This is a genomic window from Streptomyces zhaozhouensis, from assembly GCF_900230195.1.
In the GTDB taxonomy this organism is placed as follows: Bacteria; Actinomycetota; Actinomycetes; order Streptomycetales; family Streptomycetaceae; genus Streptomyces; species Streptomyces zhaozhouensis.
Genome location: NZ_OCNE01000007.1, coordinates 60,390 through 85,499, shown reverse-complemented (window position 1 = coordinate 85,499; position 25,110 = coordinate 60,390). Strand labels below are relative to the sequence as shown.

Annotated in this window: 21 protein-coding genes; 7 read left to right on the top strand and 14 right to left on the bottom strand. The window is 73.6% G+C overall.

The genetic code is table 11. The features are described from left to right. Window positions 1-107: 107 nt before the first annotated feature. Window positions 108-2,879: an ATP-binding protein gene (locus tag CRP51_RS12335; RefSeq protein ID WP_097231158.1), complete on the bottom strand. Its 2,772-nt coding sequence runs from the start codon at window positions 2,877-2,879 to the stop codon at window positions 108-110. Continuing rightward, on the bottom strand, window positions 2,879-3,502 hold the full coding sequence (locus tag CRP51_RS12330) for an LLM class flavin-dependent oxidoreductase (RefSeq protein WP_245880541.1): 624 nt from the start codon (window positions 3,500-3,502) through the stop codon (window positions 2,879-2,881). The genes CRP51_RS12335 and CRP51_RS12330 overlap by 1 nt, the downstream gene beginning before the upstream one ends. A gap of 6 nt (window positions 3,503-3,508) precedes the next feature. On the opposite strand from CRP51_RS12330, the gene CRP51_RS12325 reads away from it, so the two are divergent. From CRP51_RS12325 to CRP51_RS12310, 4 genes are all read left to right on the top strand, one after another. Then, on the top strand, window positions 3,509-3,901 hold the full coding sequence (locus CRP51_RS12325; RefSeq protein WP_097231157.1) for a winged helix-turn-helix transcriptional regulator: 393 nt from the start codon (window positions 3,509-3,511) through the stop codon (window positions 3,899-3,901). A 100-nt stretch (window positions 3,902-4,001) separates the two neighbouring features. Next, window positions 4,002-4,556, top strand: coding sequence for an NUDIX hydrolase (locus CRP51_RS12320; protein WP_097231156.1), 555 nt, complete (start codon window positions 4,002-4,004; stop codon window positions 4,554-4,556). 194 nt (window positions 4,557-4,750) lie between these two features. Beyond that, window positions 4,751-5,017, top strand: a complete 267-nt coding sequence (locus CRP51_RS12315; protein WP_097231155.1) for a hypothetical protein — start codon at window positions 4,751-4,753, stop codon at window positions 5,015-5,017. A 218-nt stretch (window positions 5,018-5,235) separates the two neighbouring features. After that, a complete protein-coding gene (locus CRP51_RS12310; protein ID WP_097231154.1) occupies window positions 5,236-9,858 on the top strand; it encodes a GH92 family glycosyl hydrolase in 4,623 nt (1,540 codons plus the stop codon). A gap of 57 nt (window positions 9,859-9,915) precedes the next feature. On the opposite strand, the gene CRP51_RS12305 is transcribed toward CRP51_RS12310, so the two are convergent. Beyond that, window positions 9,916-10,227, bottom strand: coding sequence for a hypothetical protein (locus tag CRP51_RS12305; protein ID WP_097231153.1), 312 nt, complete (start codon window positions 10,225-10,227; stop codon window positions 9,916-9,918). Beyond that, window positions 10,224-11,045: a phytanoyl-CoA dioxygenase family protein gene (locus CRP51_RS12300; protein ID WP_170970527.1), complete on the bottom strand. Its 822-nt coding sequence runs from the start codon at window positions 11,043-11,045 to the stop codon at window positions 10,224-10,226. The genes CRP51_RS12305 and CRP51_RS12300 overlap by 4 nt, the downstream gene beginning before the upstream one ends. 71 nt (window positions 11,046-11,116) lie before the next feature. Between CRP51_RS12300 and CRP51_RS12295 the strand changes: the two genes are divergently transcribed. After that, window positions 11,117-11,914: an AraC family transcriptional regulator gene (locus CRP51_RS12295; protein ID WP_097231152.1), complete on the top strand. Its 798-nt coding sequence runs from the start codon at window positions 11,117-11,119 to the stop codon at window positions 11,912-11,914. 248 nt (window positions 11,915-12,162) lie between these two features. Here CRP51_RS12295 and CRP51_RS12290 read toward each other — a convergent pair whose 3' ends face one another. Further along, the gene (locus CRP51_RS12290) at window positions 12,163-13,548 is read right to left on the bottom strand and encodes a M1 family aminopeptidase (RefSeq protein ID WP_170970526.1); all 1,386 of its coding nucleotides are present in this window, start codon (window positions 13,546-13,548) and stop codon (window positions 12,163-12,165) included. Between the two features lie 219 nt (window positions 13,549-13,767). On the opposite strand from CRP51_RS12290, the gene CRP51_RS28815 reads away from it, so the two are divergent. Next, entirely contained in the window at window positions 13,768-14,211 is a 444-nt protein-coding gene (locus CRP51_RS28815) for a hypothetical protein (RefSeq protein WP_170970525.1), read from the top strand. On the opposite strand, the gene CRP51_RS12285 is transcribed toward CRP51_RS28815, so the two are convergent. From CRP51_RS12285 to CRP51_RS12270, 4 genes are all read right to left on the bottom strand, one after another. Next, complete coding sequence (locus tag CRP51_RS12285; RefSeq protein WP_245880540.1) at window positions 14,095-15,234, bottom strand: flavin-containing monooxygenase; 1,140 nt, start codon at window positions 15,232-15,234, stop codon at window positions 14,095-14,097. The genes CRP51_RS28815 and CRP51_RS12285 overlap by 117 nt on opposite strands. Window positions 15,235-15,409: 175 nt before the next feature. Beyond that, entirely contained in the window at window positions 15,410-15,991 is a 582-nt protein-coding gene (locus CRP51_RS12280; protein ID WP_097231150.1) for a hypothetical protein, read from the bottom strand. A 126-nt stretch (window positions 15,992-16,117) separates the two neighbouring features. Beyond that, window positions 16,118-17,050, bottom strand: a complete 933-nt coding sequence (locus CRP51_RS12275; protein WP_097231149.1) for an aminoglycoside phosphotransferase family protein — start codon at window positions 17,048-17,050, stop codon at window positions 16,118-16,120. A gap of 187 nt (window positions 17,051-17,237) precedes the next feature. After that, window positions 17,238-18,467: a GTP-binding protein gene (locus tag CRP51_RS12270; protein WP_097231148.1), complete on the bottom strand. Its 1,230-nt coding sequence runs from the start codon at window positions 18,465-18,467 to the stop codon at window positions 17,238-17,240. A 61-nt stretch (window positions 18,468-18,528) separates the two neighbouring features. Here CRP51_RS12270 and CRP51_RS12265 point away from each other — a divergent pair, with 61 nt between their 5' ends. Further along, window positions 18,529-19,941 (top strand): salicylate synthase, encoded by a 1,413-nt coding sequence (locus CRP51_RS12265; RefSeq protein ID WP_097231147.1) that lies wholly within the window; start codon window positions 18,529-18,531, stop codon window positions 19,939-19,941. A gap of 13 nt (window positions 19,942-19,954) precedes the next feature. Here the strand turns inward: CRP51_RS12265 and CRP51_RS12260 are convergent, their stop codons facing one another. From CRP51_RS12260 to CRP51_RS12240, 5 genes are all read right to left on the bottom strand, one after another. Next, a complete protein-coding gene (locus CRP51_RS12260; RefSeq protein WP_097231146.1) occupies window positions 19,955-21,430 on the bottom strand; it encodes an ABC transporter ATP-binding protein in 1,476 nt (491 codons plus the stop codon). 5 nt (window positions 21,431-21,435) lie between these two features. After that, entirely contained in the window at window positions 21,436-22,287 is an 852-nt protein-coding gene (locus CRP51_RS12255; RefSeq protein ID WP_097231145.1) for an ABC transporter permease, read from the bottom strand. Next, window positions 22,284-23,237 carry an ABC transporter permease gene (locus tag CRP51_RS12250; RefSeq protein WP_097231144.1) on the bottom strand — a complete coding sequence of 318 codons (954 nt, stop codon included), beginning with the start codon at window positions 23,235-23,237 and terminating at the stop codon, window positions 22,284-22,286. The genes CRP51_RS12255 and CRP51_RS12250 overlap by 4 nt, the downstream gene beginning before the upstream one ends. Further along, entirely contained in the window at window positions 23,234-24,817 is a 1,584-nt protein-coding gene (locus tag CRP51_RS12245) for an ABC transporter substrate-binding protein (RefSeq protein ID WP_097231143.1), read from the bottom strand. The genes CRP51_RS12250 and CRP51_RS12245 overlap by 4 nt, the downstream gene beginning before the upstream one ends. 87 nt (window positions 24,818-24,904) lie before the next feature. Next, complete coding sequence (locus tag CRP51_RS12240) at window positions 24,905-25,102, bottom strand: ferredoxin (protein ID WP_245880539.1); 198 nt, start codon at window positions 25,100-25,102, stop codon at window positions 24,905-24,907. Window positions 25,103-25,110: the final 8 nt, after the last annotated feature.

Sequence of the window (25,110 nt, the reverse complement as noted above, 5' to 3'; positions counted from 1 at the left end):
ACAACGTCAGCGACGCTACAAATCAGGGCCGGTGAGCGAATCGGGCGGGCGATCCGTCGTTTCCGCCGGAGGCGTCGCGCGCCCGCTCCGCCGCGGCCTCCCCGCGCTCACGGCGGCTCACCACCGGCGTGGAGGTGGCTCAGCTCGGTTCGGGTGTTGATGCCGAGCTTGGCGAACACGTTCCCGAGGTGGTGGCCCACGGTGCGGTGGCTGATCCGCAGCTGTACGCCGATCTCGCGATTCGTCAGCTGTTCGGCGGCCAGTTGGGCGACTCGCCTCTCCTGGGCGGTGAGCCGGTTCATCGCCCCGGTGTCCGAGCTTCCCCGGCGTCCCGGCGGCCCGGTGAGGTCCTGCTCGCGCCGCGCGCGTTGGCGCAGCGGCTCGGCACCGAGCCGGTCGAACGCCTCCAAGGCGGCGCCGATCCGGACGCGCGCATCGGTCCGCCGGCGGCCCCGTCGCAACCACTCGCCGTAGGACAACTGAGCGCGCGCGTAGAGCAGCGGGTGGGACCGGGCGCCCGGCACGTCGAGTGCGGCCCGGAAGGCGCCCTCGGCCCGAGCGCCGCCGAGGAGCCCGCGCGTGACGTGCGCGGCACAGCGGGCCCACGGCGCTCCCGTGCGCCGTGCCCAGGCTTCGAGCACCCGTGCCCGTTCGTCCGCGAGGTCGTTTCTGCCGACGCGCACGGCCGCCTCGGCCGTGTCGAGAGCGGCCAGGAGCGCGAAGGTCGGGTGTTCCGCGCCATGGCCCGGCTCGGTCAGGCGCACCAGGATGTCCAGTGCTTCCGCTGGACGCTCGTGAAACAGCGAGGCCATGCCGCGGTTCCAGTACGCGGCGGCGCTCAGCGCGCGGACGCCCTGCGGGAGTGCCGTCTCCAGAGTCCTGGCGGTGGTCTCCGCGACGGCGCGTTCGTCACCACGCGCCGCGGCGAGCCAGCCCAGGCTGGTGCGGCAGTGGGAGGCGATGTGGTCGGCACCCAGGTCCCGGGCCAGCCGCAGTCCCTCCGCGGCCGAGGACTCCGATTGCGGCCAGCGGCCGGCAGCGTTGTCGAGCATCGCGGTCTGGGCCAGGGCGGCGGCGAGCCGAGCGCGCTCGTCGCGCCGCCGCAGGTGCGGTAACCGGCGGCGCAGCGCGTCCGCCATCGGCTTGTCGATCCCCCAGGCCAGGGCGAGGGGTGTCGGTGGCAGCAACGGCAGGATGGTCGTGCGGGCCCGCGCGGCGGCATCACCGAGGTCGGGGGTGTCCGTCGGCGCCGCGTCGGCAGACACGTCGTCGCTCCACCAGGCAAGCGTGCCGGGTAGTCCGGGCCGGCCCTCGATGTCGCCTTGGAACAGCAGCTCCAGCGCTCCGTCCCGCAGGTCGCCGCGTCCGACGGACCAGGCGGCGCGCATGGCCAGCGTGCCCAGTTCCAGCACCGTTCCCCGTTCCCGGACGCGCTTCATGTCGGTGACCAGGAAGTGGTGCGCCATCTCGGGCATACCTCGGGCGAACTCCATGATCCCCCGCAGACCCCGGCTCCGCCGGGCGACGTGAGCACCGGGGGCCAGCCGTTCCGCGTCATCGAGCAGGCGCTCCGCCGTGGCTGCCCACCCGGCGTCCCAGGAAGCCCTGGCCGCCTCGGCAAGGCGTTGTGAGGCGTCGATCGGTGCGGCCGACAGTTCGGCGGCCCGCCACCACGCCCGTGCCGCCGTGCTCGTGGCCCCGCGGAGCCGGGCGCGGGCGGCGGTCCGTTCGAGGAGCCGCGCGACGTCCTCGTCGCCTCCGTGGGCCAGGGCGGCGAGATGCCATGCGCGTTCCTCCGCCTCCTTCGGCATCGTGGCGGCCAGGGCGCGGTGGGCCCGGCGCCTCGTCGCGGCGCCGCAGCCCTCGTAGACGGCTCTGCTCACGACGGGGTGCCGGAAACCGACGCGGTTGCCCGCCACATGGAGCAGGCCCGCGTGGGTCACTTCTTCCCAGACGGCGTCACCGGCACCCGACGCACGGCCGGCCCGCTGCACCGTGAGCCGGTCGCCGTGCTCCTCGGCCGCCGCGAGCACGGTCAGCAACTGCGCCGGAGGGCTCAGGGCCTCGATCCCGGCGCGGAAAGCCCGCTGCAGGCGCGGCCCGACGGGCGGTCGTCCTCGCTTCCGGCGTTGCTCGGCGTCGTCGAGGTCGCCCCCGAGCGTGGCCAGTTCGTGCAGCGCCAACGGGTTGCCCCCGGCGTCCCGGACCATGTTCCGCGTCGTCGCCTGGTCGGTGAGCGGCGCCACGGCCGCCACAAGCTGCCGCGCGCTCTCGTCGCTGAGGCCGTCGACCCGCACGTCGGCCACGCCTTCCCAGGGCCGGGCGGCCGGATCGCTGTGATCGGCGAGCACGACGACCACGGGATGCGCCCCTACGCGTCGAGCGACGAACCCCAGGCACAGCGCGGTGGCCTCGTCGAGCCACTGCCCGTCGTCCACCACGACGAGCACGGGCTGCCGCTCGGCGAGTCCGCAGAGCAGCGACAGCACGGCCGCCCCGACCACCAGGCGGTCCGTCGGCTCACCGCTCAGCCCGAGCGCGGTACGCACAGCGGCGGCCTGGGCCGTCGCCAGCAGCTCGACACGATCGGCCAGCGGTCGCAGCAGCCCGTGCAGCCCCGCGAAAGCCAGGTCCGACTCGGGCCGGGTGGCCGTGTGTCTCAGCCGGACGAAGTCCGCGGCCCGGCCGTGCACGTGGCGAAGCAGAGCTGACTTGCCGATGCCCGGCTCGCCCCACACCACGAGCGCGCCACCGCTCCCGCCGCGGGCCCGCGAGAGCAGCCCGTCGAGAGCCGCGGTCTCCTCGCGGCGTCCGAACAGCTCCGTCGGCGCCGCCGCTGTCGCGGCTCCGTCATCGGACCCGCCGCGCGCCCACCGCATCACGTCACGCGTTCGGACTGGACGAGTTCGCGGGCGCGGGGCGCGACCTCGTGACCGAGGAGGTTCAGGTCGGCAGGCTCGTCCGAGGCGAGTAAGACCCCGGATACGCCGTGCCGCAGGGCGAGGTCGGCGATCTGTTCGGCCCAGTCGCCGGGAGTCCCCCGCAACAGTCCGCCGCCGGCGCCGGACGTGCATCGGCCGCTCGGGTTGAGCAGGCGGCTGACCGCCGCGGGCTCTCGCCCCGCGGCGGAGGCGGCCTCGTCGATCTGCTCGTTCATCGCGCGCAGCGATGCCGGGCCCTCGGGCAGGAATGCAGGGGAGGGCAGCCAACCGTCGGCGATCCTGCGGGTCAGCCGGAGCATCCGCGGCTTGTGGGCACCGACGCGGATCGGGATGCGATGGGCGGGTGCCGGGCCGCGCTTCGCGCCGTTCACGGTGCAGAACTCCGCGGTGACACGGAGGGGCCCGGTCTCGTCGGTGGCCCACAGCCCTCGGATCACGTCGACGGCCTCCTCCACCGCCCGTACGGTGTGTGCGTTCATGGGCCAAGGCTGCACGGCGATGATCACGAGCAACAAGCGGGACATGACCAAGTCATCAAAAGTGACACGCTCCAGTATCATGACCGTATGACCGGTCCTCGACAGCCCGACGATTCCTCCGCCACCGCGGGTCAGAGCCGCCCGGAAGCGGGCTATGAACACATCGACGACGACGTGTGCCGCAGTTTTCAGCGCTCGGTCGAGATCGTGGGCAAGAAGTGGAGCGCCGCGGTGCTCCTGGCGGCGATGCGGGGCGCGCGCCGATTCGTCGACTACCGAGCGCGGATCCCCGGAATCTCGAACCACCTTCTGTCCCAGCGGCTGCGTGAGCTGGAGGGTCACCGACTCATCGAGCGGCTCGTGGTGCCGACGACGCCGGTCCTGATCACGTACCGGCCCACCGAACAAGGCGCCAGCCTGATGCGTGTCCTGCATCCGCTGATCGAATGGAGCGCCAAGAACGGGGACATGGACACCTGACGAGCCGGTCACATGCCGCCCACGCACCCGATCCGTTGCGTACCGGGACCGGTGCGTGCGCGGGCGGTCGCCCACCGGCTCGTGAGGGAATGATGGCGACATGGAGGATCCGACACCGCCCTCCGGGGACGAACTGCTGGACACCGTGGACGAGCACGACCGCGTGGTGGGGCAGGCCAGGCGCGGCGAGGTGTACGCCCGCAGGCTGCGTCACCGCTGCGCGTGCGTCCTGGTGCGGAACACGGCGGGGGAGTTCTTCGTGCACCGCCGCACCGCCGGGAAGCTGGTCTTCCCCTCGCTCTACGACATGTTCGTCGGCGGGGTGGTGGGCGCGGGCGAATCCTATGACGCGGCGGCGCTGCGCGAGGCGGAGGAGGAACTCGGCGTCACGGGCCTGCCGGCTCCCACGCCGCTGTTCACGTTCCTCTACGAGACCCCGGAGCACGCCTGGTGGTCGTCCGTCTACGAGGCGCGCTGCGCGGAGCCGGTCAACCCGCAGACCTCCGAGGTCGCGTGGCACGCGTTCCTCACCCAAGGCGAACTGGATCAGCGGCTCACCGAGTGGGACTGGGTCCCCGACGGCATGGCGGCCTACCGCAGGCTCCTGGCCTGGCGAGAGCGGGAGGCCGACGGATTCGGAACAACGCCCGGATAGCCACCGGAACGGGGAACACGGTCCGCACCGCGGCCGCGGGTCAGGGCCGGCACGGAGCGGCGGCGACCGGGCCGGTGGCGGCCGCGAGGGATCGGCGGCGTGCCGACGCGCGCACTCCCCGGGCGCTCGGGGGTGTGGACGCCCCGGAAGAGAGCAGAAGCACTATCCCGGCCCCACAAACTCCGGAGGTTCCCATGGAGTTCGCCCCCGCCCCCGCGATCACCGCGTTCCACGTGCGGACGCTGCTCGACTCGCCGGCCGACGACCCCGTGCTCTACGTCGACACCAAGGAGGCACCCCGCATCGAGGTGTGGACATCGGGCGACATCCGGCGCGCCACGATCGTGACCACTCGCCGGCAGGTCACCGGCTGGATCGGCGAGGAGCCCGACGACGACGCGATCCACGAGATCCTGCCCCGGTTGCAGGACATCGCCGACACGGTGGTCGGCGGCTCCTGACGGCACGGCGACGCGTCGCCCCTCCGTGTCGCCGACCCTGGACGCGGATCAGCCAACAAAGAGACGATCATCCGCCGTTCATGGGCAATCAAGTTACTGTTCGCGACGGAAAGAAACGGTTCTGAGGCGGTCCCGGAGCTGAGGGCTGCCCCCAACTCCCGGTGGCGCGGCCCGGTGTCGGAGCACCGCCCCGGGCAGCCGAGCAGTGAAGAGGCATCATGTTTCGTTTCCGACGGCGTCGGAACCAGAGCGTCAGAGAGAGAACCGTCTCGGCGACCGTCGCAGCCGCCCTGGTGGCCGGGCTCGGCGTGGTCGCGGCGGCACCGGGCTCCAGCGCAGGCGACCGGGGCGGCGACACCGCGCGACTCAGCCCGTTCGACGCGGTGGACCAGTTCATCGGCACCCGCCACGACACCACCCAGAACAAGGGCAACAGCGCCTACGGCAACACCTGGCCCGGCGCCACGCTGCCCTTCGGCAGGGTCCAGTTCACCCCCACCACACACGACACGCGCGGCGGCGACAACTGGGGCGGATACGAGTACGACGCCGACCAGCTGCGCGGCTTCGGCCTCACCCGGCTCTCCGGCACCGGCTGCGCCGGCAACAACGGCGCCTTCGACATGCCCGTCCTGCCGTACACCGGCCGGCTGACCGCCGACCACGGGCTGCCGACCTCGCCGGCCGACGGCATCCGCGACTACTACCTGGACTACTCCCACGACAACGAGCACGCCGAGCCGGGCCATTACGCGGTCGGCCTCGACAACGGCACCGACGTCAGCCTGACGGCGACCCCCCGCACCGGCGTCGCCACCTTCGACTTCCCCGACGACCGGGACTCCGCCACCCTCATATTCGACGTGGCCGGCTCCAACAACGGCTCCAGCGCCAGCGCGGTCACCGTCGAGGGCGACACCGTCTCCGGCTGGACCGAGACGCGCACCGTGTGCGGCGGCGGAAGCTACCGCGTGCACTTCTCCGCCACCTTCGACACCCCCCTCGCCTCGCACGGCACCTGGAGCGGCTCCGACATCACGCCGGGCGGCACCGAGGCGGACTCGACGTTCAGTCACGGCTCGGGCGCCTTCGTCACCTTCCCGCGCGGCGCCGAGGTCACCGCCCGCGTCGGCATCTCCTACGTCAGCGTGGAGAACGCCGCGCTCAACGCCGCCACCGAGGCCGGCGACCGCGCCGCGGAGGAGCTGCGCGCGGAGGCCGCTTCGGCCTGGCGGGACGCCCTGGCCACAGTCGACGTCAGCGGCGGCGACGACGCCCAGCGCACCGTCTTCTACACGGCGCTGTACCACGCGCTCCTGCACCCCAACCTCTACGACGACGTCAACGGCGAGTACCTCGGCTACGACGGCACCGTCCGGCGCGTCGCCGACGGCCGCCACCAGTACGCCACCTACTCCGGTTGGGACAGCTACCGCGGCCACGCCCAGTTGATCGCGCTGCTCTTCCCCGACGTCGGCTCGGACATCAACCAGTCCCTGACCGACCTGGCGACCCAGACCGGGCGCTGGCCCAACTGGCCGCACAACGGCGTCTCGCAGCAGAAGATGAGTGGCGACGGCCTCCAGGTCATGCTGGCCTCGATCGACGCGTTCGGCAGCACGGACTACGACCGCGAGGCGGCGCTCGCCTCCATGGTCGCCACCCAGACACTGCCCGCCGACAACAGCAACCGCGCGCATCTGCACCAGTACGCCGGCCTGGGCTGGGTGGAGAACCGCAACGGCGATGTCGCGACCTCCAAGACGCTGGAGTACGCGATCAACGACTTCGCGATCGCCCAACTCGCCGCCCGGCTCGGAGACGAGGACAACCACCGCCGGTTCATGACCAGGGCCCAGCACTGGCAACACGTCTTCGACCCGGAGAGCGAGCACATCAGGCCCCGCGGACGCGACGGCTTCGACCGGGACTTCAACCTCGGCGAGCGCGGTGACCAGTTCGAGCAGTCCACCGGCCACCAGTACGGCTGGCTCGTACCGCACAACCTGGCGTCCCTGATCGAACGCCGGGGCGGCACCGAGGCCGTCACCGAACAGCTCGACACCTTCTTCACCGAGCTGGACGCCGGCGTGTACGACACCCCGTACGCCTACCTCAGCAACGAGGCCGTCTTCCACACGCCGTGGATCTACAACTGGCTGCGTCAGCCCGCCGGAACCACCGATGTGCTGTACCGCGCCGCGGACGAGATGTTCGACACCTCGCCGAGCGGTCTGCCGGGCAACGACGACCTCGGCGCGCTCTCCGCCTGGTACGTCTGGGCGTCGATCGGCCTGCACCCCTCGGTGTACGGCACCGCCGACCTGGCCGTCTCCTCGCCGATGTTCCCGCGGGTGCTCATCGACAGCGCCGGCGGCGACCGCGTCATCGCCATCGACGCCCCGGGCGCCGGATCGGACCGGCGCTACGTCCAGTCCCTCGCCGTCAACGGCACCGACTCCACCGCCTCCTGGCTCCCGGAGTCGTTCTCCCGGACAGGCGGCACCCTGGACTTCACCATGGGCGCCACCCCCGGCAGCTGGGGCACGGGGGCCGACGACGTCCCGCCCTCGTACGGCGCTCAGGAGGACGCGTACAACAACGTCGGCACCACGGCGGACGGTCGCGGCGCCACCGGCATGTTGGACGCCTCCGGCAACAGCCTGCCCCGCGACCGCCTGGCCGCCGCGGGAGCCGCCCCCGGTGCCGCGCTGACGGTGCCGGAGACCGACACCGTCTTCCACTGGCCGGACACCCGGGCGGGCGAGCCCGACAACTGGGTACCGCACGGCCAGCGTGTCGACCTGGGCGGACGGCGGGGCGCCTCGGTGTCCTTCCTCGGCCTGGCCACCAACGGCCCCGCCGAGGGCACGGCGACCGTCGTCTACGCGGACGGCTCCACGCAGGAGGTCCCCGTCCAGTTCACCGACTGGACGCCGGGCACCTCCTACCGCTTCGGCAACGTCCCCGTGGTCACCGTCCCCGGCCGCAACGACGCGGACGGCGGGCAGGACACCACCGAGGCGAAGGTCTTCGCCACCGCGCCGGTCGCCGTGGACCCGGATCTGGCCGTCGAGGCGGTGCTGCTGCCGGAGGGCTCCGACCGGGGCGTCATGCACATCTTCGACGTGGCGCTCGGCGACACGGCGCCTCCGGCCCCGGACGAGACCCCCGAACGCGTGGTCCTCACCCCGGCCGCCGACCCGGCCACCGAGCAGCGGGTCACCTGGCGCAGCCGGGCGGAGTCGGGCACGGTCCAGCTCCGCGCCGAGGAGACGGACGAGGTACGCACGGTCGAGGCCGAGGTGCTGACGGAGGCCCATGTCGGCGATGCCTCGTTCACCGGCTACACGGCCGCCCTCACCGACCTCGAACCGGACACCCGCTACGCGTACCGGGTCGGCCGCGAGGGGGCGTGGAGCCCCTGGCACGCCTTCACCACGGCCGCCGCCGGCGCCGAGCCGTTCACCTTCCTCTACTACGGCGACAACCAGCAGGGCCTGGGCGACGTCTGGCCCGCCATCGCGGCACGGGCGAACGAGGAGTACCCGGACGCCAGGGCCGCCCTGTACGCCGGGGACCTGATCGACAACTCCCACGAGGGCGAGTGGAACACCTGGTTCGCGGCCAACCCCGCCGCCCTCGCCTCCCAGCTGAACCTGGTGACGGTCGGCAACCACGAGTTCAACTCCGGCAACGGTCTGCTCCAGACCAACCGGGCGAGCTTCGTCTACCCGGCCAACGGACCGACGCCGGCCGACGCCGGAGCGGACGCCGACCGGTACGGTGAGCATCTCGCGGCGGCGCTGCGGGACACCGTGTACCACGTGGACCACCAGGACGTCCGGTTCGTGGTGCTCAACGCCAACCGGGACGACATCTGCGAACTCGTCCGCCCCGCCGGGCTCGCGGACTTCGACTGCGCGGAGGCCCGCGAGATCTGGGTGCGGATGCAGGCCGTCTGGCTGGACCGGGTGCTGGAGGAGAACCCCAGCACCTGGACGGTGGTCCTGCACCACCAGCCGGTGTTCTCCGCCGGCGCGGGCCGCGACGAGCCGGACATCCGCGAGGCGTGGCTGCCCGTCTACCAGGAGCACAACGTCGATCTGGTGCTCGCGGGCCACGACCACACCTACGCGCGCGGCCACGTGGACGACGACGCGACGGACACCCCCGGCCTCACCACGGGCCCGGTGTACGTGGTGGCGGACGCCGGCTCGAAGTTCTACGACCTCCAGCCGGAGGACGACAACGTCTGGACGCGCAACGGCGCCACCCAGGTCGTCCGGGCGCAGCAGACGTCCACGTACCAGGCGATCACGGTGGACGGCGAGCGCCTGTCGTACCGCTCGGTGATCGCCCACAAGGGCGACGACCGGGCGGCGCCGGGGGAGATCGGGGACACGCTGGACAGCTTCACCGTGACCCGGTACGCGGACGGGTCGAAGTGGGTCACCGAGGAAGGGGTGGCCCCGCCGGAGCGGCCGGAGGACCCGGGCGACCCGAGCGATCCGGGCGACCCGGGTGACGACCCCGCGGACCCCGACGACGGCAGGGACCCGAACGGCGGCGGTCACACGGGCGGCGACACCGGTGGCGACACCGGCGGTCAGGACGGCCGGCTCACCCCGTCCCCCGGCACCGGCGACGGCGACGACGACGGCGGTTCCGGTGGCGGTGGCGGCCTCGGTGGTGGCGACGGCGGCTCCCCGGACGGGGGCGGCAGGGGCCCGCTGGCCGTTACCGGCAGTGCCGCGCTTCCCGTGCTCGTCCTCACCTTCGCGGCGCTGCTCGCCGGCACCGCGTTCCTCCTGTGGCGCCGCCGCCTGACGGCGCGCTGAACCGGCACCGCTCCCGGGTCCCCCTCACCTCGGTGCGGGGGACCCGGCCAACCCGCGCTACCGGCCGTCGCCGAGGTCGACGAGCTTCTCGAAGAAGAACTCGTGCTTGAGATAGGACACCTCGTACTCCTGTCCGGGGTAGGGCGGGATGAGCTGGGCCGCCTGGATCAGCCGCCAGCCGTCGCACAGAGCCGCCACGCCCGTGGCGTAGGGCGGTTCCTCGCCGTCGCCCGTGGTCGGCGAGGTGCGGCCGGTGCCGTCGTAGTGCGACCAGCCGACGACCTCGGAGTCCAGCGCGGAGGTCGACAGGTACAGCACCAGCAACCGCTGGCGGACGGTGGACGCGGGGACGGGACGCGGGGCGCTCATGCCGCGGCCCCCCGGGGCCGGTTGGAGACGCGGGTGACCCAGTGCTCCAGGTCGAAGTCCTCGTCGCCGGTCAGGGCCCGCCACAGCAGAACGCGGTTGTACCGTTCCAGGCGGCTGGTCGCGTGCTCGTACCAGGGGAAGTGGACGTCCAGCTCCGCCGCCACCCGCGGGTCCTCCAGGTCGGAGGTGTCCCAGAGGCGCCGCTGCCGCACCGTCGGGTTGAAGCGGATCTTGAACATGTAGCGCGCGGTGTCGCTGTCGTTGCGGCGGCCGCCGTGCCACAGCCCGTGGTGCATAAACACCACGGTCCCCGCCGGGCAGACCAGCCGGCTCTGGCCCCGCAGATTCTGGTAGCGGCCGGTGTCGCTCTCGTTCGTGCGCCGCAGATGGCTGCCGGGCACGCTGAGCGTGCCGCCCATCTCCAGGGTCACCTCGCTCGGGTAGTACATGAGCTGGACGTCGAACGCGTCCGGCCGCACGTCGATGATGGCGTCCGCGTGGAGCGGCTGCGCCTGACCCTCGTGTGGCTGGCGCACGTGCACGGCGTGGTGGTCGATGTGCGGCTCCGGGCCCACGAGGCTGTGCAACACGCCGGCCAGCGTGTCCAGTTCGATGAGCCGCCGCACGAAGGACCCCTCGGGGTACGCCAGGGTGACCGGCGTGCCGTGGGGCGCCGCCCGGATGCCTTCCCGCAGGACCTCCATGGCTTCGGCGTTCAGCTCCGGTGGCACCACGGCGTCCAGCCGCAGCGAGCCGTGCGAGACGAAGTGTGCCATCTGCACCGACGTGAGCAGCTTGGGTGCGCTTGTCGTCGTCATGGCACCACGGTAGGCGGGGTACCGCCGGCCACGCGTGGGTCCGGTTCCCTCTCCGCTGGTAGATTCTCACCATGCGGGAGACCGTCGTATGCCTCGCCGAACCCCCGGTGGTGACGAGCGTCGGGGTCGGCTTCCACGGCCCGGCCGGGCACGTCGACGTCTTTCGGCTGCCCGACCTGTGGCAGCTGCACCTGTACCCGTACGAGGCGGATCTCACCGTGGACGGCACGCAGCACGCCATCCGCCCCGGTCGGATCAGCCTCGTGCCGCCGGCCACGACCGTCCGCTACCGGTATCGCTCCCGATGCCAGCACCTCTTCGCGCATCTGCGCCTGCCGGACGTCGGCGAGCGTCGCACCGTGCCCGTCATGCAGGACGCGGGACCCGAACTGCCCCTGCTCTCCTCCCATATGCACCAGGCCGTAGCCGCCTGGCCCGGCACCCCCGTCCGGGCCGCGGCGGAGATCTGGGCCGTCCTGTGGCGCGTCGCCCATCTCGCCCCGCCCCGGTCGTCGCCCCAGGGGCGGGGGAAGGCCCCGCACCCGGCGGTCGACACCGCGATCGCGTACATCGAAGCCCGCCTCGCCGAGACCCTCACCGTGCCGGCCGTCGCCCACGCGGCCGGCGTCTCCCACAACCACCTGACCAGGATCTTCGGCGCGGCCACCGGCGACACGGTCGTCGCCTACATCCGCCGGCGCCGGATCGCCCGCGCCCGGCACCTGCTGCGCGAGTCCACCCTCTCCATCCCCGCGATCGCCGCCCAGGTCGGCATTCCCGACCTCCAGGCGTTCAACAAGGCCTGCCGGCGGGAGCTCGGCGCCTCTCCTCGGGCCGTCCGGCACGGGTCGGGCGAACGCGCCCCGTGACCGGAGCGGCGGGACGTGCGCGACGCCGAGCGGACGGACCGCCCCGCCCTGGCCTTCCCGGCCGGGGCCCGGCGCTCCACCCCGGCGCCGTGGACGACCGCGCGTCCGACTGACACCCCACGCGACAACGGGGAGGGCGGTCTCCCCCTCATCCCGCGCGCCCCCCGGAGGGAGGACACGGCCCGCGTTCGGTCCGACGGCAGCTCCGCCGTCGTGATGACGCGGGAGGCGGCTCCTCCGGGTGCCGCTCACCGGGAACGCGGTGTCAGGGTCCCGGGCCAGAGATAGGAGGACGGGGGTTCCGACCGGCCGCGTATCCAGGCGTCGAAGAACCCCGTCATGTCCCGGCCCGCCTCTTCGCCGGCCATCACCTCGAACTCGTGCCAGGTGCGCACGCCGTGGGCGTTCTCCGTGGGCCAACGCGTCAGCAGTCGCCGGAACGCGTCCTCGCCGACGTAGTGCAGCAACGCGTGCATCATGAACGGGGACTTGGTGTACGTGGCGGCACCGGACTCGATGGTGCCGCTCCACCACGCCTCGTCGTCCTGGTGCTCCCTGATTCCGTCCCGGTAGCGGTCGTCGAGGTCGACACCCGACTGATCAGCCGCCCACATCCACTCGGCGTAGGTGGCGAAGCACTCGCCCAGGCAAGCGCTCGCGCTTCCGTCGCCGCCCACGGACACCCCGAACCACTGATGCGCGAGTTCGTGGACGAGGACGCTCTCGTCCGCCCAGTCCGGTGCCGGGAAGACGACGCGGCCCTGGGGCGCGTAGAACGGGGTCTCCTCACTCAACGCCTCCACATAGATGCCCCCGAACGTGTCGAAAGGGTACGGACCGTAGGCGCCGGCCAGGAAGTCGACCATCCGGGGCGCCTGGTCGGCCAGCGGCTTCATGCGCTCCTTCTGCCCCGCGCCGTAGACGTTGGTCACGGGCGTGCCGTCGCTCAGGCGGGAGCGTTCCGTCTCCCACGGCCCCATTCCCAGGACGGCGCTCTCGGGCGACAGGGCGTGGGAGGTGCTCCACCCGAAGACGGCCGTGTCCCCTCGCGCCTCGGGGGGAGTCGCCGTGCCGTTGGAGACGGCGACCCAGTCGGACGGCACGGTCGCCCTCACCCGCAGGAGCGCCTGGTCCCGGGTCGTGTCGTGCGCGGGGAACCAGGTGCCGACCGAGGCGCCGGTGACCGTCACGGAGCCGCCGTCCGTGGTCGGGACCCAGGCCGGGCTCTCCCCCGGGACTCCCTCGTAGGTGATCTCGGCGGTGAAGCGGTGCCCGTCCGGCAGTGGACCGGGAAGGTCGACGCGGAGAGTGTCGTCGGTCTGTCGGAAGCTCTCGACGGGGGCGCCGTCGACGGTGACGGAGGTCGCCGTCAGCCGCAGTGCCAGCTCGATGCTGTGCAGTTCGGGGCCGGCCGTGGCGGTGAGGGTGGTCCTGCCGCTGAGCGTCTCGGACTCCGGCGTGTACGCGATGTCCACGTCGTAGTCGCGCACGTCGTAGGGCAGGTCCGTCGCGGCGCGGGGATGCCCTGACGATGCGGCGGTCGCCGGAGCGGCGGCGGCCTGCGGCGCCGCGAGGAGCAGGGAGAGAGGAGGTGTGAGCAGGGCTGTCCGAAGGCGGAGGCCGGGGCGTGGCATACGAATTCCCTTCCGTGGTGGCCCGCCCGACGGTTGACCGGTGGCGCCGGGCGGGGCCTGGAATCGACACCCTAGGCATCCGGTTTGAGCGCCCCGACTCGGCGCCATGAGCGTTCCGTGACAGCCTGGCGCCGGGCCGTGGTGGGGGAAGGCGCGGCCGGTGCCGCCCGTGCCGGGGCCCGCGGCCGGGGGCGGAGCGCGCACGCGAGGAGCGGAGGCGTGGTCGGTCGTCGTAGCCTGGCGGGTATGCAGCCGACCGTCGAGGATCTCGCCGAGCGTGTCCGCGCCCGTGGACTCCCCGAAGCCGTGGTCACGATCGCTACCCGGGGCGGAGAGGTCGTGCATCCCGATCTGGAGTATCGCGCGCAGGCGGTGGGGGGACCGTCCTGGTCGGTGATCGGGCATTCCGCCCGCGCGGATCTGGTGCCGCTGTGGACATGCGGGACGACGACGCTGTTCTCCACCGGGGACGGCACGTTCCTGGAGTGGGACGCCGAAGAAGACGAGCCGTCAAGGACGTTCCCCGACTTCCCGGCGACGGTGCGGTCACTCCTCACCGACCTCTACGAGGACGAGCTCGACGATGACGCCCTCCGGACCATCGGTGAGCTCCTCCTGGCACCCCACCAGGTCAACGCGGCGCTGCGGCCCGAGGACCGATAGGCGCCTCACCGGGGCCGAGGGGCAGGCACGGCCGTGTTCGATCCTCGGGCTGGTGCGCGGCTGACGGGCCACGCGGCGTTCGAGAGCGGGCACGTCCGCACCGGGCGGTCGCGGCGCGGGGTGAGGCCCGCGCCGCGACCGCCCGGGAACTCCCGACTCAGGGCGCGGCCGGCTCAGAAGGCGCCGTTCCCCGTCGGCGCCACCTCGTTCGCCTCCTCCTCCGCGACCTTCGTACGCCGTGGTCATGCCGAGGAGTTCGATGCCGTCGGCGGCCAGGGCGCGGAAGTCCACGGTGTGGCCGCCGCGCGCACCGCTGACCGCGATGGTGACGTGCGCGGCCCCCCGGGGCGGTGTCTCCGCGTCCCAGAGCCCGAGCACACCGAGCCACCAGCAGAAGTCACGCCCCCGGTACCGGCGCGGAGGACGGTCGTGCGGGCCGACGGAGAGGAGCACCCGGCGGCCGGACCGGCGCAGTTCCTCGGCGATCTGCACACCGGAGGAGCCGGCTCCGACGACGAGGACCGCGCCTGGTGGCAACTGCGCCGGGTTGCGGTACCCGCTGGAGTGCGTCTGCGCGGCGACCGCGCCGTCCGGGACGACGGGCGGGATCACCGGCCGCTGGAACGGTCCGGTCGCGGCGACGACGAACCGGGCGTCGATCCCACCCCGCGACGTCTCGATCCGGAAACCGGGCCGGCCCACGTGCCTGCGCACCGAGGTCACCTCGACCCCGGTACGGATCGGGGCGCCGATCTTCTCCGCGTACGCGGAGAAGTACTGCGCGACCTGGTCCTTCGCGGCGAAGCCGTCGGGCGCCACGTCGGAGAACTCCAGCCCCGGGAACCGGTCGTGCCACGCGGGACCGTTCGCGACCAGGGAGTCCCATCGCTCCGATCGCCACCGTTCGGCGACGCGGTGGCGCTCCAGCACGAGGTGCGGCACACCGTGGGCTCCCAGGTGTTCGCTCATCGCGACACCGGCCTGGCCCGCGCCGACCACGACCACTTCGGTCTCTTCGCTCAACGTTCAGCCTCCGCTCAGGGCGGTAGCGCATCCTCTGCCACGTCGGCTGTGCCACCGCGCGAACATCCTCGAACGTGCCCTGATCTCTGTCCAACAGATGTTTCTGTTGCGATGGATCTACTCAGCAGATGACCGGGTTCGGCGGAAGGCGGCGGGGACTCGAAGTAGGCGTGCCTCAGCGTTCCCCCGGCAGTCCGTGGGCCGGGTAGACGCGCTGGCGTTCGAACCGTTCCAGTGTCGCGGCGTGCGTGGAAAGAGCCGCGCGCGCTTTCCTGCCGCTCCAGACCACAAGCCAACCGCCGAGTCCCGCGACCGCCACGGGCAGAAGCACCGCGAGAGGCATCGACACGTCGGCGAGCGCCCACGCTCCGACGAGGGCGAGGAACAACAGGAGGCCGAAGGCGAGCAGCGGATGGCGCCAGGGGTGGTGCCGCTGTTCGTGGACGGCGATGCGGTAGGCGGCAGCGTCCTCCGGCGAGACACCGGCGGGGGGTGGCGGGGTGGGCCAGCAGGAGGCCCACCAGGCGCCGGAGGCGCGGTAGTGATGGTCCGCCCAGGCGGCGCGGCGGCGAGCGTCCTCGCTGTCGTCACGCACGAAGCGCATCCGGAAACGGGTCGGCCGCACCGTCATGGCGTAGTCGTCGAGGACGTAGCCGTACTCGTGCGCGATGGCCACGACCCGCGCCGGATGATGGACAACGGTCAGCGACACCTCGCCCTGCCCGCCGAACGACGCGATGATCTCGGGATCCCTCATCCCCGTCTCCTTCCCCGCCGGGGGGGAATGGCACCGTGGTCGGGCACGCGTCGACGACACGTCAGCCGCGTGCGCTCACGCGCCGAGTCATGGAAGGACCGGGAGGGCCGACGTCACACGGGAGTGCTAGCCGCCCTCCGCGTAGTCGGAGCAGATCTCGTCGAGGACGCGGCGCGCGTCGTCGGCCCGTGCGTCAGCCTGTTCGTCGGCGCGCTCCAGGCCCTGGGCGCAGGCGACGAGCGTCTTCCACAGGGCCCAGCCGCGCCCGCGTGCCCAGGCGGCCTCGTCGACGGCGAGCCGCGCGCGGAACGCCCGCCGGCCCTCCCGGTCCAGCAGCGTCCAGGCGACGGCGAGATCGCAGGACGGATCGCCGACGCCGCAGGTCCCGAAGTCGATGACGGCCGCCAACTCCCCGTCGCGCAGTAGCAGGTTGCCCGAGGCGACGTCGCCGTGGAACCACGTGTCCACGCCGTCCCGGGGAGCGGCCAGCGCGGTCTGCCAGATCTCGTGTGCCAGGCCGGTGTCCACGTGACCGGCCAGCGTCGACAGCGCCCGCCCGACCTGCCCGTCGTAGGCGCGCGGCGAGGCGCCCCGGAACCAGTTGTGCTTGCCCGGCCGGGGGGCGCCGGCGGTGTCGACGGCGCGCAGCGCCGCCAGGAAGCCCGCCAGGTCCACCGCGAACCGGACGGGGTCGGCGACGCGGTCCGCGCGCGCCGGCTCGCCGTCCAGCCACCGGTAGACCGACCACGCGTACGGGTAGCCCGCGCCGGGCCCGCCCCGGGCCAGGGGAACGGGAACGGGCAGCGGCAGTCGGGGAGCGAGCACGGGGAGCCACCGCTGTTCCTTGTCGACCGCCAGGGCGTACTCGGCCGCGCTGGGAAGGCGGGCCAGCATGGCGTCGCCGAGGTGAAAGGTCCAGTTGTCCCAACCGCCGTCGGACACCGGCCGGATCGGGAGATCGGCCCACCGCGGGAACTGGGCGGCGACGAGCCGCCTCACCTGTTCCGTCTCGACGGTGACGCGCTCAGGCGGTGGATCCACCCGCGGGGTACGGCTCAACGGCGGCGTCCTTGCCTGCGAAGGGACGGTGAAGCGGGGCCGGCCTGAGCACGAGTACGCGCGGCGCGTCGACCAGGCGGGCACCCCCGCCGTCGAGACGGGGCGTGCTGGCCGCCAGCAGCCTATAGCGGGACGTCCCCGAAGGCCGACCCGGCGACGGCCAGGCCGGGCCCTCCGGCGGCGCCCCTCAGTGTTCGTGTCGCGCGGGCGGCGCGTCCCACTCCGGGAAGGGGTCCGGCAGACGCGCCCAGGACGCGGGCCCCGCACGCGACTCCTCCTCGTCCAGCAGGCAGGCGTTCAGCGCCGCGCGCAGCTCCTGGTGGGCCAACCCGGTGCCGATGAAGACAAGTTCCTGCCCGTCGGAGAGGCCCCCCTCCTCGGGCGCCGCCCGGACACCGGACGGTTCGAACCGCGCCACCGAGCCCGCCTGCGACCACAGCCCCGTGACCTCGGGGCGGGTCGCCAGCCAGAAGAACCCCTTGGAGCGCAGGATCGCGCCGTACGCCCCGCCGTCCATCCGCTCGGTGACGAAGCGCCACAGCCGTTCGGGATGGAAGGGACGCGCGGCGCGGAAGAGGAGGCTGGAGATCCCGTACTCCTCCGTCTCCGGCACGTGGTCGCCGTTCAACTCCGCCAGCCAACCCGGTGCCTCCTGGGCCCGCGCGAGGTCGAAGGCGCCCGTGCCGAGGAGTTCGCCGACCGGAACGCGACCGTGGGTGGCGCGCAGCACCCGCGCGGCGGGGTTGAGGCGACGCAGCGCGGCCGCCAACCGGTCCGCCTCCGCCTCCGGGACGAGATCGACCTTGTTGAGGACCAGCACGTCGGCGAACTCGACCTGGTCCGCGAGGAGGTCGCTGACGGTCCTCTCGTCCTCCTCGTACTGGTCGAGACCTCGCTCGACCAGTGCGTCCCCCCGCTCCAGCTCCGGGAGGAAGTGCGCCGCGTCCACCACGGTGACCATCGTGTCCAGCCGGGCCAGGTCACCGAGCGTCGCCCCGTCGTCCCGGGGGAAGGAGAAGGTGGCGGCGACGGGCATGGGTTCCGAGATCCCGCTGGACTCGATCAACAGGTAGTCGAAGCGGCCCGCCCGCGCCAGCCGGTCCACCTCCTCCAGCAGGTCGTCCCGCAGCGTGCAGCAGATGCACCCGTTGGTCATCTCCACCAGCCGCTCCTCGGTGCGGGAGAGCGCCCCTCCGTCGCGCACCAGGGCGGCATCGATGTTGACCTCGCTCATGTCGTTGACGATCACCGCGACCCGCAGGCCCTCGCGGTTGCCGAGCACGCTGTTCAGCAGGGTCGTCTTGCCGGCGCCGAGGAAGCCGGAGAGCACCGTCACGGGAAGACGACGGTCCGCCCCCGCGCGGGCGGTCGCCGCTTCGACGGTGCCGGGACCGCCGGTCGGGCCGGCCTGACGCATCGCACACCTCACCTTGATGGATCCTTATTGGAAATGATTGCCGTTTGCGTATAGTACCGCCATGACGCGCGACAACGCCCTCCCCGTGCCCGCCGCCCTCCCGACCTCAGCCCACGGCGCCCCCTCCCCCGCCCTCGCGGAACTCCCCCGCCACGCCGCACGCGAGATCCCCTTCGACGCGGCGGCCGCGTTGACGACGGCCGTGGCGCTGTCCGCCGCGTCGAAAGAGCCCTACCTGCTCTACGAGAACAACGGCGACGTGATCTGGGCCGAGGGGGAGGCCGCGGTCGCGGAGATCGGTGCGGACGGCCCCTCGGTCACCGTCGGGGGCGTGCCCGTCGAGGTGCCGCACGGCCCCTCCCCGCTGGCCGCCCTCGGCCGGGTGCTCGACGCGACGGCCCAGCCCGCCTACGGCTGGGCCACCTACGAACTGAGCCGGCTGCTGCACGGCGACCGGCCCGTGACCGAGCCCGTTCTCCGCCTGGTGCTGCCACGACGGGAGGTCAGGTTCCCCCCGGACGGCACCGCGCGGCTCCGGGCCGGGTCCGCGCGGGACCTGGACGCCCTGGAGGCCAGGCTGGCGGCCGCCTCCGCCCTCGTGCCCGGCGCCGTCGAGGAACGGGTGCCGACGGAGCTGGAGGGGCACGGGGCGGACGACTACCGGAAGAGGGTCGCCACCGCCGTGGAGGACATCCACGCCGGGCTCATGGAGAAGGTCATCGTCTCCCGACGGGTGCCGGTCACGGAACCCGTGGATCTGCCCGCCAGTTACCTGGTCGGTCGACGGGCCAACGCCCCGGCCCGCTCGTTCCTGCTGCGCTCCGGGGGGTGGGAGAGCGCCGGTTTCAGCCCGGAGATCGTCACCCGGGTCACGGCGGACGGCACCGTGCACGCCCAACCCCTCGCCGGCACACGGGCGTTGCGGGGAGACCCGTCCGACGAGGACCGGCGCGCGGAGCTGTACCGGGACGCCAAGGAGGTCTACGAGCACGCCGTCTCCGTGCGACTGGCCGCCGAGGAACTGCGCGGCGCCTGCGCCCCGGGCTCAGTCCGCGTCGACGACTTCATGTCCGTCAGCGAGCGGGGCAGCGTGCAGCACCTCGCCTCCCACCTGACCGGCCGCCTCGCCGAGGGGAAGACCCGCTGGGACGCCCTGGCCGCGCTCTTCCCCGCCGTCACGGCGTCCGGCATCCCCAAGGCGCGGGCCTGCACCTGGATAGACGACGCGGAGCCGGCCGAACGAGGGCTGTACAGCGGGGCGGTGATCGTCGCCGACGGCGACGGGACGCTCGACGCGGCGCTCGTGCTGCGCAGCGTCTACCGGCGGGACGGTCGGACCTGGCTGCGCGCGGGCGCCGGTGTCGTCGGCCAGTCCGACCCGGAGCGCGAACTGGAGGAGACCCGCGAGAAGTTGCGCAGTGTGGGGCTGTTCCTGGTGCCGGAGTCCGCCGGCGCCGCGTTCGGGAGGCCCTGACCGGAAGCCGGTCTCAGGGGTGCCCCCCGTCCCCGGCGAGGGCCCGCCCGGCGCCGGCCATCCTGCCCTCGGCGAGGGTCACGACGCGGTCGGCCGTCGCGCGGACCTCCGGGTCGTGGGTGATCAGCACGACGCCCAGCCCCTCGGCCCGCCGCAGCTCCGTCAGCAGGTCCAGCACGGCGTCGCGGGTCTCCGTGTCCAGGGCGGAGGTCACCTCGTCGCACACCAGCACCAGGGGGTCGGCGGCCAGGGCCCGTGCGAGGTTGACGCGCTGTCTTTCCCCGCCTGACAGCTCGTGGGGAAGCCGCCCCAGCGACCTCGGCGACAGACCGACCCGCCACAGCAGCCGCTCCGCCTCCTCCCCGGTGGCCTCCCTTCCGCCCAACGGCCGCAGCAGGGCCCTGCGGACCGGCTCGCGTGGGTTGAGTGCCGCCACCGCGTCCTGCGCGACCAGTTGGAGGGCGCGCCGCTGGTCCCGGGAGCGTCCGCGGAAGTCCGTCGCCAGGTCGGAGCCCGCCAGCCGCAGCGCGCCGGTCCAGGAGGAGTGCAGTCCCAGCAGGCAGCGGGCGACCGTGGTCTTCCCCGACCCCGAGGGCCCGACCAGGGCCGTGCAGCCGCCGGGGGCGACGTCCAGGGAGACCCCCTCCACCGTGACGCGCCGCCCGTGGGTGGCCCGCAGGCCGACGAGCTCCAGCAGGGCCGGCCGGTCGGCCTGGGCACGCGCGTCGCGCGGCCGTGGGCCCGGTTCGCGGACGAGCGCGGGACGGCGAGGGGTGGTGAGCCGGCCCCCCTCGATCCGGAGTGTCCGGTCGGCGAGCGCCCCGGTCAGCGACCTGTCGTGACTGACCAGCAGCATCGCGCCGCCCGCCCCGCGGTGGCGCGCGCTCAGCCGGGCCGCCAGGTCCTCGGCGAGGGCCGGGTCGAGCCCACTGGTCGGCTCGTCGAGGACGAGCAGCCGCGGGTTCCCCATGGTGGCGACCGCCAGGGCGACACGCTGCGCCTGGCCGCCCGAGACCTGGTGGGGATAGCGCCTCAGGAAGGCCGGGTCCGCCGGCAGGTCGACCTCCGAGAGCGCCTCGCGGACGCGCCGCTCCCGCTCCCGGCGCGCCGAGGCGCGCCAGCCCGCCGCGCCGGTCATCGCGGCGGCCTCGCGCAACGTACCGCCCAGCCGTCGCGCGGGGTTGAGCGCCGATGCCGGGTCCTGGCCGAGGAAGCCCACCAGCCCGCCGCGTACCCGGGCCCTCCCCCCGGGGGTGAACGGGTCGTGCCCGGCGACCCGCACGGTCCCCGCGCGGACACCGAGTCCTTCGCGCACCCGACCCAGCAGGCTCAGCGCGAGGGTCGTCTTCCCCGAGCCGGAACGGCCCGCCAGCGCCAGCACCTCGCCGGCGCGGAGCGTCAGGTCGACCCCGTCCAGCACGGCCGGGCCGCCGGCGTCGCGCCCGACGGACAGGCCGTCGACCCTCGCCAGCTCGTGCGGCTCGTCCATCCTTCTCACCCGTCGCTCCCTGAGGTGTCGAGGCCCGCGACGCGTTCGGCGACGCGGTCGGCGAGCAGGTTCACCGCGACCGCGAACGCCGCCAGCAGCGCGGCGGGCAGCAGGACGGGCAGGGGGTTGAGCGCGGCACCCGGGAGGTTCTCGCGGATCATGCGCCCCCAGTTCGCGTCCGGCGCCCCCCGTCCCAGGCCGAGGAACCCGGCCGTGGCGGTCAGATGGACGGCGGCGACGAACCGGATCCCCGCGTCGGCCAGCACCGTGCCGGCGATGTTGGGCAGCACGTCGTAGCGGACGACGGCCGTCCAGCCGTCGCCCCGGGCCCGCGCGGTCAGCACGTAGCCCGTGGCGGCCACCCGGCGGGTGGCCGCCCTGGTCACCCGCAGGGAGAACGGCGTGGCGGCGAGCCCCACCGCCACCAGGACGGCCAGGTCGCCGGCCGGCGCCCCGGTGGCAAGCAGCAGCATGAGCAGCAGCGGGGGAAACACCGCCAGCAGGTCCACCGCGCGCATCACGATCTCCCCGCCGCGCCCGGCCGCGAGTCCCAGCCAGATCCCGCCCCCCGCCCCCAGCAGTGTGGCCAGCGCCGTGGCGCCGACGGCCAGCGCCAGCACCACCCAGCCGCCGTGCAGCAGCCGGGCCGCGAGATCGCGCCCCAGGAAGTCGGTGCCCAGGGGCAGGCCGGCCCCCGGCCCCGCGAACGGAGGCCCGACCTGCTCGGTGGGGGAACCGGGGGCGAGCGGCGGCCCGAGCACCGCGACCGCGAGGACCAGCAGGCAGACGCCCGCGCAGCACCAGGCGAGCGGACCGAGCGCCTCGCGCGCACCCGTTCCCGGGGAGGCGGGCCTCACCGGAGGCTCCCGCGCCGCGGGTCGAGCGCCCTGGCCGCGAGGTCGGCCAGGAGCACCGTGGCCAGGGTGGCGGCGCACAGGACGAGCGCGATGCCCTGGACCAGCGGGATGTCCCGGTGCGCCACGGCCTGTTGCAGCTCGAGTCCGATGCCGGGGTAGCCGTAGACGGTCTCCACCACGATCGCGCCGCCCACCAGCGCGCCGGTGATCAGTCCGAACGCCTGGGTGGCGGGCGCCAGGGCGCCGGGCAGCACATGACGTACCGCCAGGCGTGCCCCGCCGACCCCGCGCAGCCGGGCGGCCTCGATCCAGGGCGAGGCGACGGCCTCGGCGCTCGCGGAGCGGACCAACCGGGTGCCCACGGCGACGCCGGTGGCGGCCAGCGTCAGCGCGGGCAGGACCAGGATCTCCGGCGTGTCCAGCGGGCTGCCGCCGAGGGGGACCAGGGAGACCCGGGGCAGCAGGCCCAGCTCGCCGGCGAGCAGCCACCACAGGGCCGTGGCCGTGACGAACTCCGGCAGCCCCGCGACCAGCAGGACCCCGGTCGAGACGGCCCGGTCCGCGCGCCGTCCGGCCCGGCTGCCGGCCCACAGGCCCAGGGCGATCGAGAGGGGGACCGTCACCGCCAGCGCCAGGCCGGCCAGCAGCAGGCTGTGGGGCAGGCGGGAGGCGATCAGCTCGTGCACCGCCCGCCCGCCGGTGTAGGCCGTGCCCAGATCCCCCCGCACCGCGCCCCCCGCCCACCGGAGGTAGCGCGTCACGGGGTCGTCGTCGAGCCCCAACCGCTCGCGGACGGCGGCGCGTTCGGCCTCGGTGGCGTCCGGGCCCGCGACGGCGCCGACCGCGTCGCCCGGCAGAAGCTCCGTCGCGCCGAAGACGAGCACCGACAGGGCCGCCAGGGTGGGGACCAGGGCGGCCAGTCGCCGCAGCAGGAAGAGGCTCCAGCTCACGAGAGGGTGGCCCGGCTGAAACCGGGGAACTGCTCGAAGAGGTCGTCGGCCACGCCGGCCACCCCCGGCACGTGCGCCGTGGTGAAGGGTTTGAAGACGGGGGCGATGGTGTTGCCCTCCTCCCACAGCGTGCGTTGGGCGGCCAGTCCGGCCCGCGCCGACTCCTCCCCCGAGGTGCCGCGGGCCGTGGCCACCAACTCGTCCACGTCCGGCCGGTCCCAGCCCAGCGCCGCCGGGTTCCGCGCGCCGTAGGACATCTGGTAGAGCGGCAGCGCCGGAGTGGGCACGGAGAAGCTGGCCGCCAGCGGGAGTCGCGCGTAGGCCGGGTAGTCCGCGAAGAGCTGCCCGGCCGGCAGCTCCTCCAGCGTCGCCTCCACCCCCACCGCGACGAGGTTCTCCACGTAGAGCGTGGCGACCTCCACCATGCCGGGCGTCTCCGGGCCGGTCGTGAGGGTCACCCGCATCCCCTCGGCTCCGGCCTCGCGCAGCAGCCGCCTCGCCCGGTCGGGGTCGAAGGGGCGCTGTTCGATCTCGTCCGCGTAGTCGGGGAAGCCGGGCCCCAGCAGGTCGTTGCCGACCGTGGCGTCGCCGAAAAAGACGGACTCCACCATCGCCTCGCGGTCGGCCGCCAGCTTGAAGGCGGTGCGCACCCGGGGGTCCCGGAACGGCTCGTGGGCCAGGTTCATCCGGAAGAAGAGACCGGAGACGTAGGGCGGGTCGGTGCTGGTCACCGTGAAGCGCTCGTCGCCGCGCAGGGTCCTGGCCGTGACCGGGGACAGGTCGTGCGCGAGATCCACCTGGCCACCGGTGAGCGCCGCCGCGCGGGCGTCGCTGTCGGGCAGGGAGCGCAGCTCCAGCCCGTCCAGATAGGGGGCCTCGTCCGCTTCGGGGTGGGAGAACGCCTCGTTGCGCGTCAGCAGGCAGCCCTCCCCCGGGGCGAACTCCTCCAGTCGGAACGGGCCGGAGGTCGCGGTCCCCGGCGAGAAGTCGCTGTTCTCCTTGAGCACGAGGTAGTTGCCCTGGCACAGCACCATGCGGCCGTCGGCCAGGGGCGCCCGCGTGGGCAGCACCAGCGTGTGGTCGTCCTCCACCCGGGCACCGCCGAAGTCGAAGGTGCTCGCCGGGTTCCTGTAGACCGGCAGCGACGCCGGGTCGTCGGCCGGAGAGCTCAGCGACCACAGGACGTCACGCGCGGTCAGCGGCGAGCCGTCGCTGAAGGTGAGGCCCCGGCGCAGGCGCAGGGTGTAGGCGCTCAGTTCCTCGTCGACCTCGATGGTCTCCAGCACCCCGTACCGCACGCCGTCCGGCGCCGACGGGTCGAGGTCGCCGAGGGTCGCGTGCAACGCGCGGGCCCTGACCATGTCGAGGGCCGTCCCGCCGACGAAGTGGTTGAGCGTCTCGCCGGCGCCGGCGCCGGTGAAGGCCGCCCGCAGGGTGCCGCCGCGTCGGGGTCCCGCGCCGGTGGGCGCGGAGCTGTCCCCTCCCGAGCCGCATCCGGTCAGCAGGGCGGGGCCGGCGACGGCGGTCGCCGCCGCCAGCAGGCCGGAGCGCAGCAGGGTGCGTCTCGCCAGGGGCTCCATGGGTGTCTCTCTTTCGGTCGTGCTTTCCGTCGTGCTTTCCGTCGTGCCGGGGGCTTCGCGTCGGAGGGCGCCGCGTTTCGCGTGCGCTCAGTCGTCGTGCAGGGTGATCGCGCCGGCCGGGCAGTCGTCCACGGCGCGGAGCACCTCGGCCGTCTCCTCGAGGCCGGGCCTGGCCCGCAGAAGGACGACCAGCCCGTCGTCCTCGCCCTGGTCGAAGAGACGGGGGGCGGCGAGCACGCACTGCCCGGCCCCGACGCATGTCTCGGGTCGTACCTCTACGCGCACGGGCCTCT

Excerpts from the sequence above, each read along its gene's own strand:
- CRP51_RS12260 (WP_097231146.1), bottom strand. The coding sequence starts at position 21,430 with ATGGACGAGCCGCACGAGCTGGCGAGGGTCGACGGCCTGTCCGTCGGG.
- CRP51_RS12310 (WP_097231154.1), top strand. The coding sequence starts at position 5,236 with ATGTTTCGTTTCCGACGGCGTCGGAACCAGAGCGTCAGAGAGAGAACC.
- CRP51_RS12305 (WP_097231153.1), bottom strand. The coding sequence starts at position 10,227 with ATGAGCGCCCCGCGTCCCGTCCCCGCGTCCACCGTCCGCCAGCGGTTG.
- CRP51_RS12245 (WP_097231143.1), bottom strand. The coding sequence starts at position 24,817 with ATGGAGCCCCTGGCGAGACGCACCCTGCTGCGCTCCGGCCTGCTGGCG.
- CRP51_RS12265 (WP_097231147.1), top strand. The coding sequence starts at position 18,529 with ATGACGCGCGACAACGCCCTCCCCGTGCCCGCCGCCCTCCCGACCTCA.
- CRP51_RS12335 (WP_097231158.1), bottom strand. The coding sequence starts at position 2,879 with ATGCGGTGGGCGCGCGGCGGGTCCGATGACGGAGCCGCGACAGCGGCG.
- CRP51_RS12330 (WP_245880541.1), bottom strand. The coding sequence starts at position 3,502 with ATGATACTGGAGCGTGTCACTTTTGATGACTTGGTCATGTCCCGCTTG.
- CRP51_RS12280 (WP_097231150.1), bottom strand. The coding sequence starts at position 15,991 with ATGAGGGATCCCGAGATCATCGCGTCGTTCGGCGGGCAGGGCGAGGTG.
- CRP51_RS12315 (WP_097231155.1), top strand. The coding sequence starts at position 4,751 with ATGGAGTTCGCCCCCGCCCCCGCGATCACCGCGTTCCACGTGCGGACG.
- CRP51_RS12320 (WP_097231156.1), top strand. The coding sequence starts at position 4,002 with ATGGAGGATCCGACACCGCCCTCCGGGGACGAACTGCTGGACACCGTG.
- CRP51_RS12290 (WP_170970526.1), bottom strand. The coding sequence starts at position 13,548 with ATGCCACGCCCCGGCCTCCGCCTTCGGACAGCCCTGCTCACACCTCCT.
- CRP51_RS12325 (WP_097231157.1), top strand. The coding sequence starts at position 3,509 with ATGACCGGTCCTCGACAGCCCGACGATTCCTCCGCCACCGCGGGTCAG.
- CRP51_RS12270 (WP_097231148.1), bottom strand. The coding sequence starts at position 18,467 with ATGCGTCAGGCCGGCCCGACCGGCGGTCCCGGCACCGTCGAAGCGGCG.
- CRP51_RS12300 (WP_170970527.1), bottom strand. The coding sequence starts at position 11,045 with ATGACGACGACAAGCGCACCCAAGCTGCTCACGTCGGTGCAGATGGCA.
- CRP51_RS12295 (WP_097231152.1), top strand. The coding sequence starts at position 11,117 with ATGCGGGAGACCGTCGTATGCCTCGCCGAACCCCCGGTGGTGACGAGC.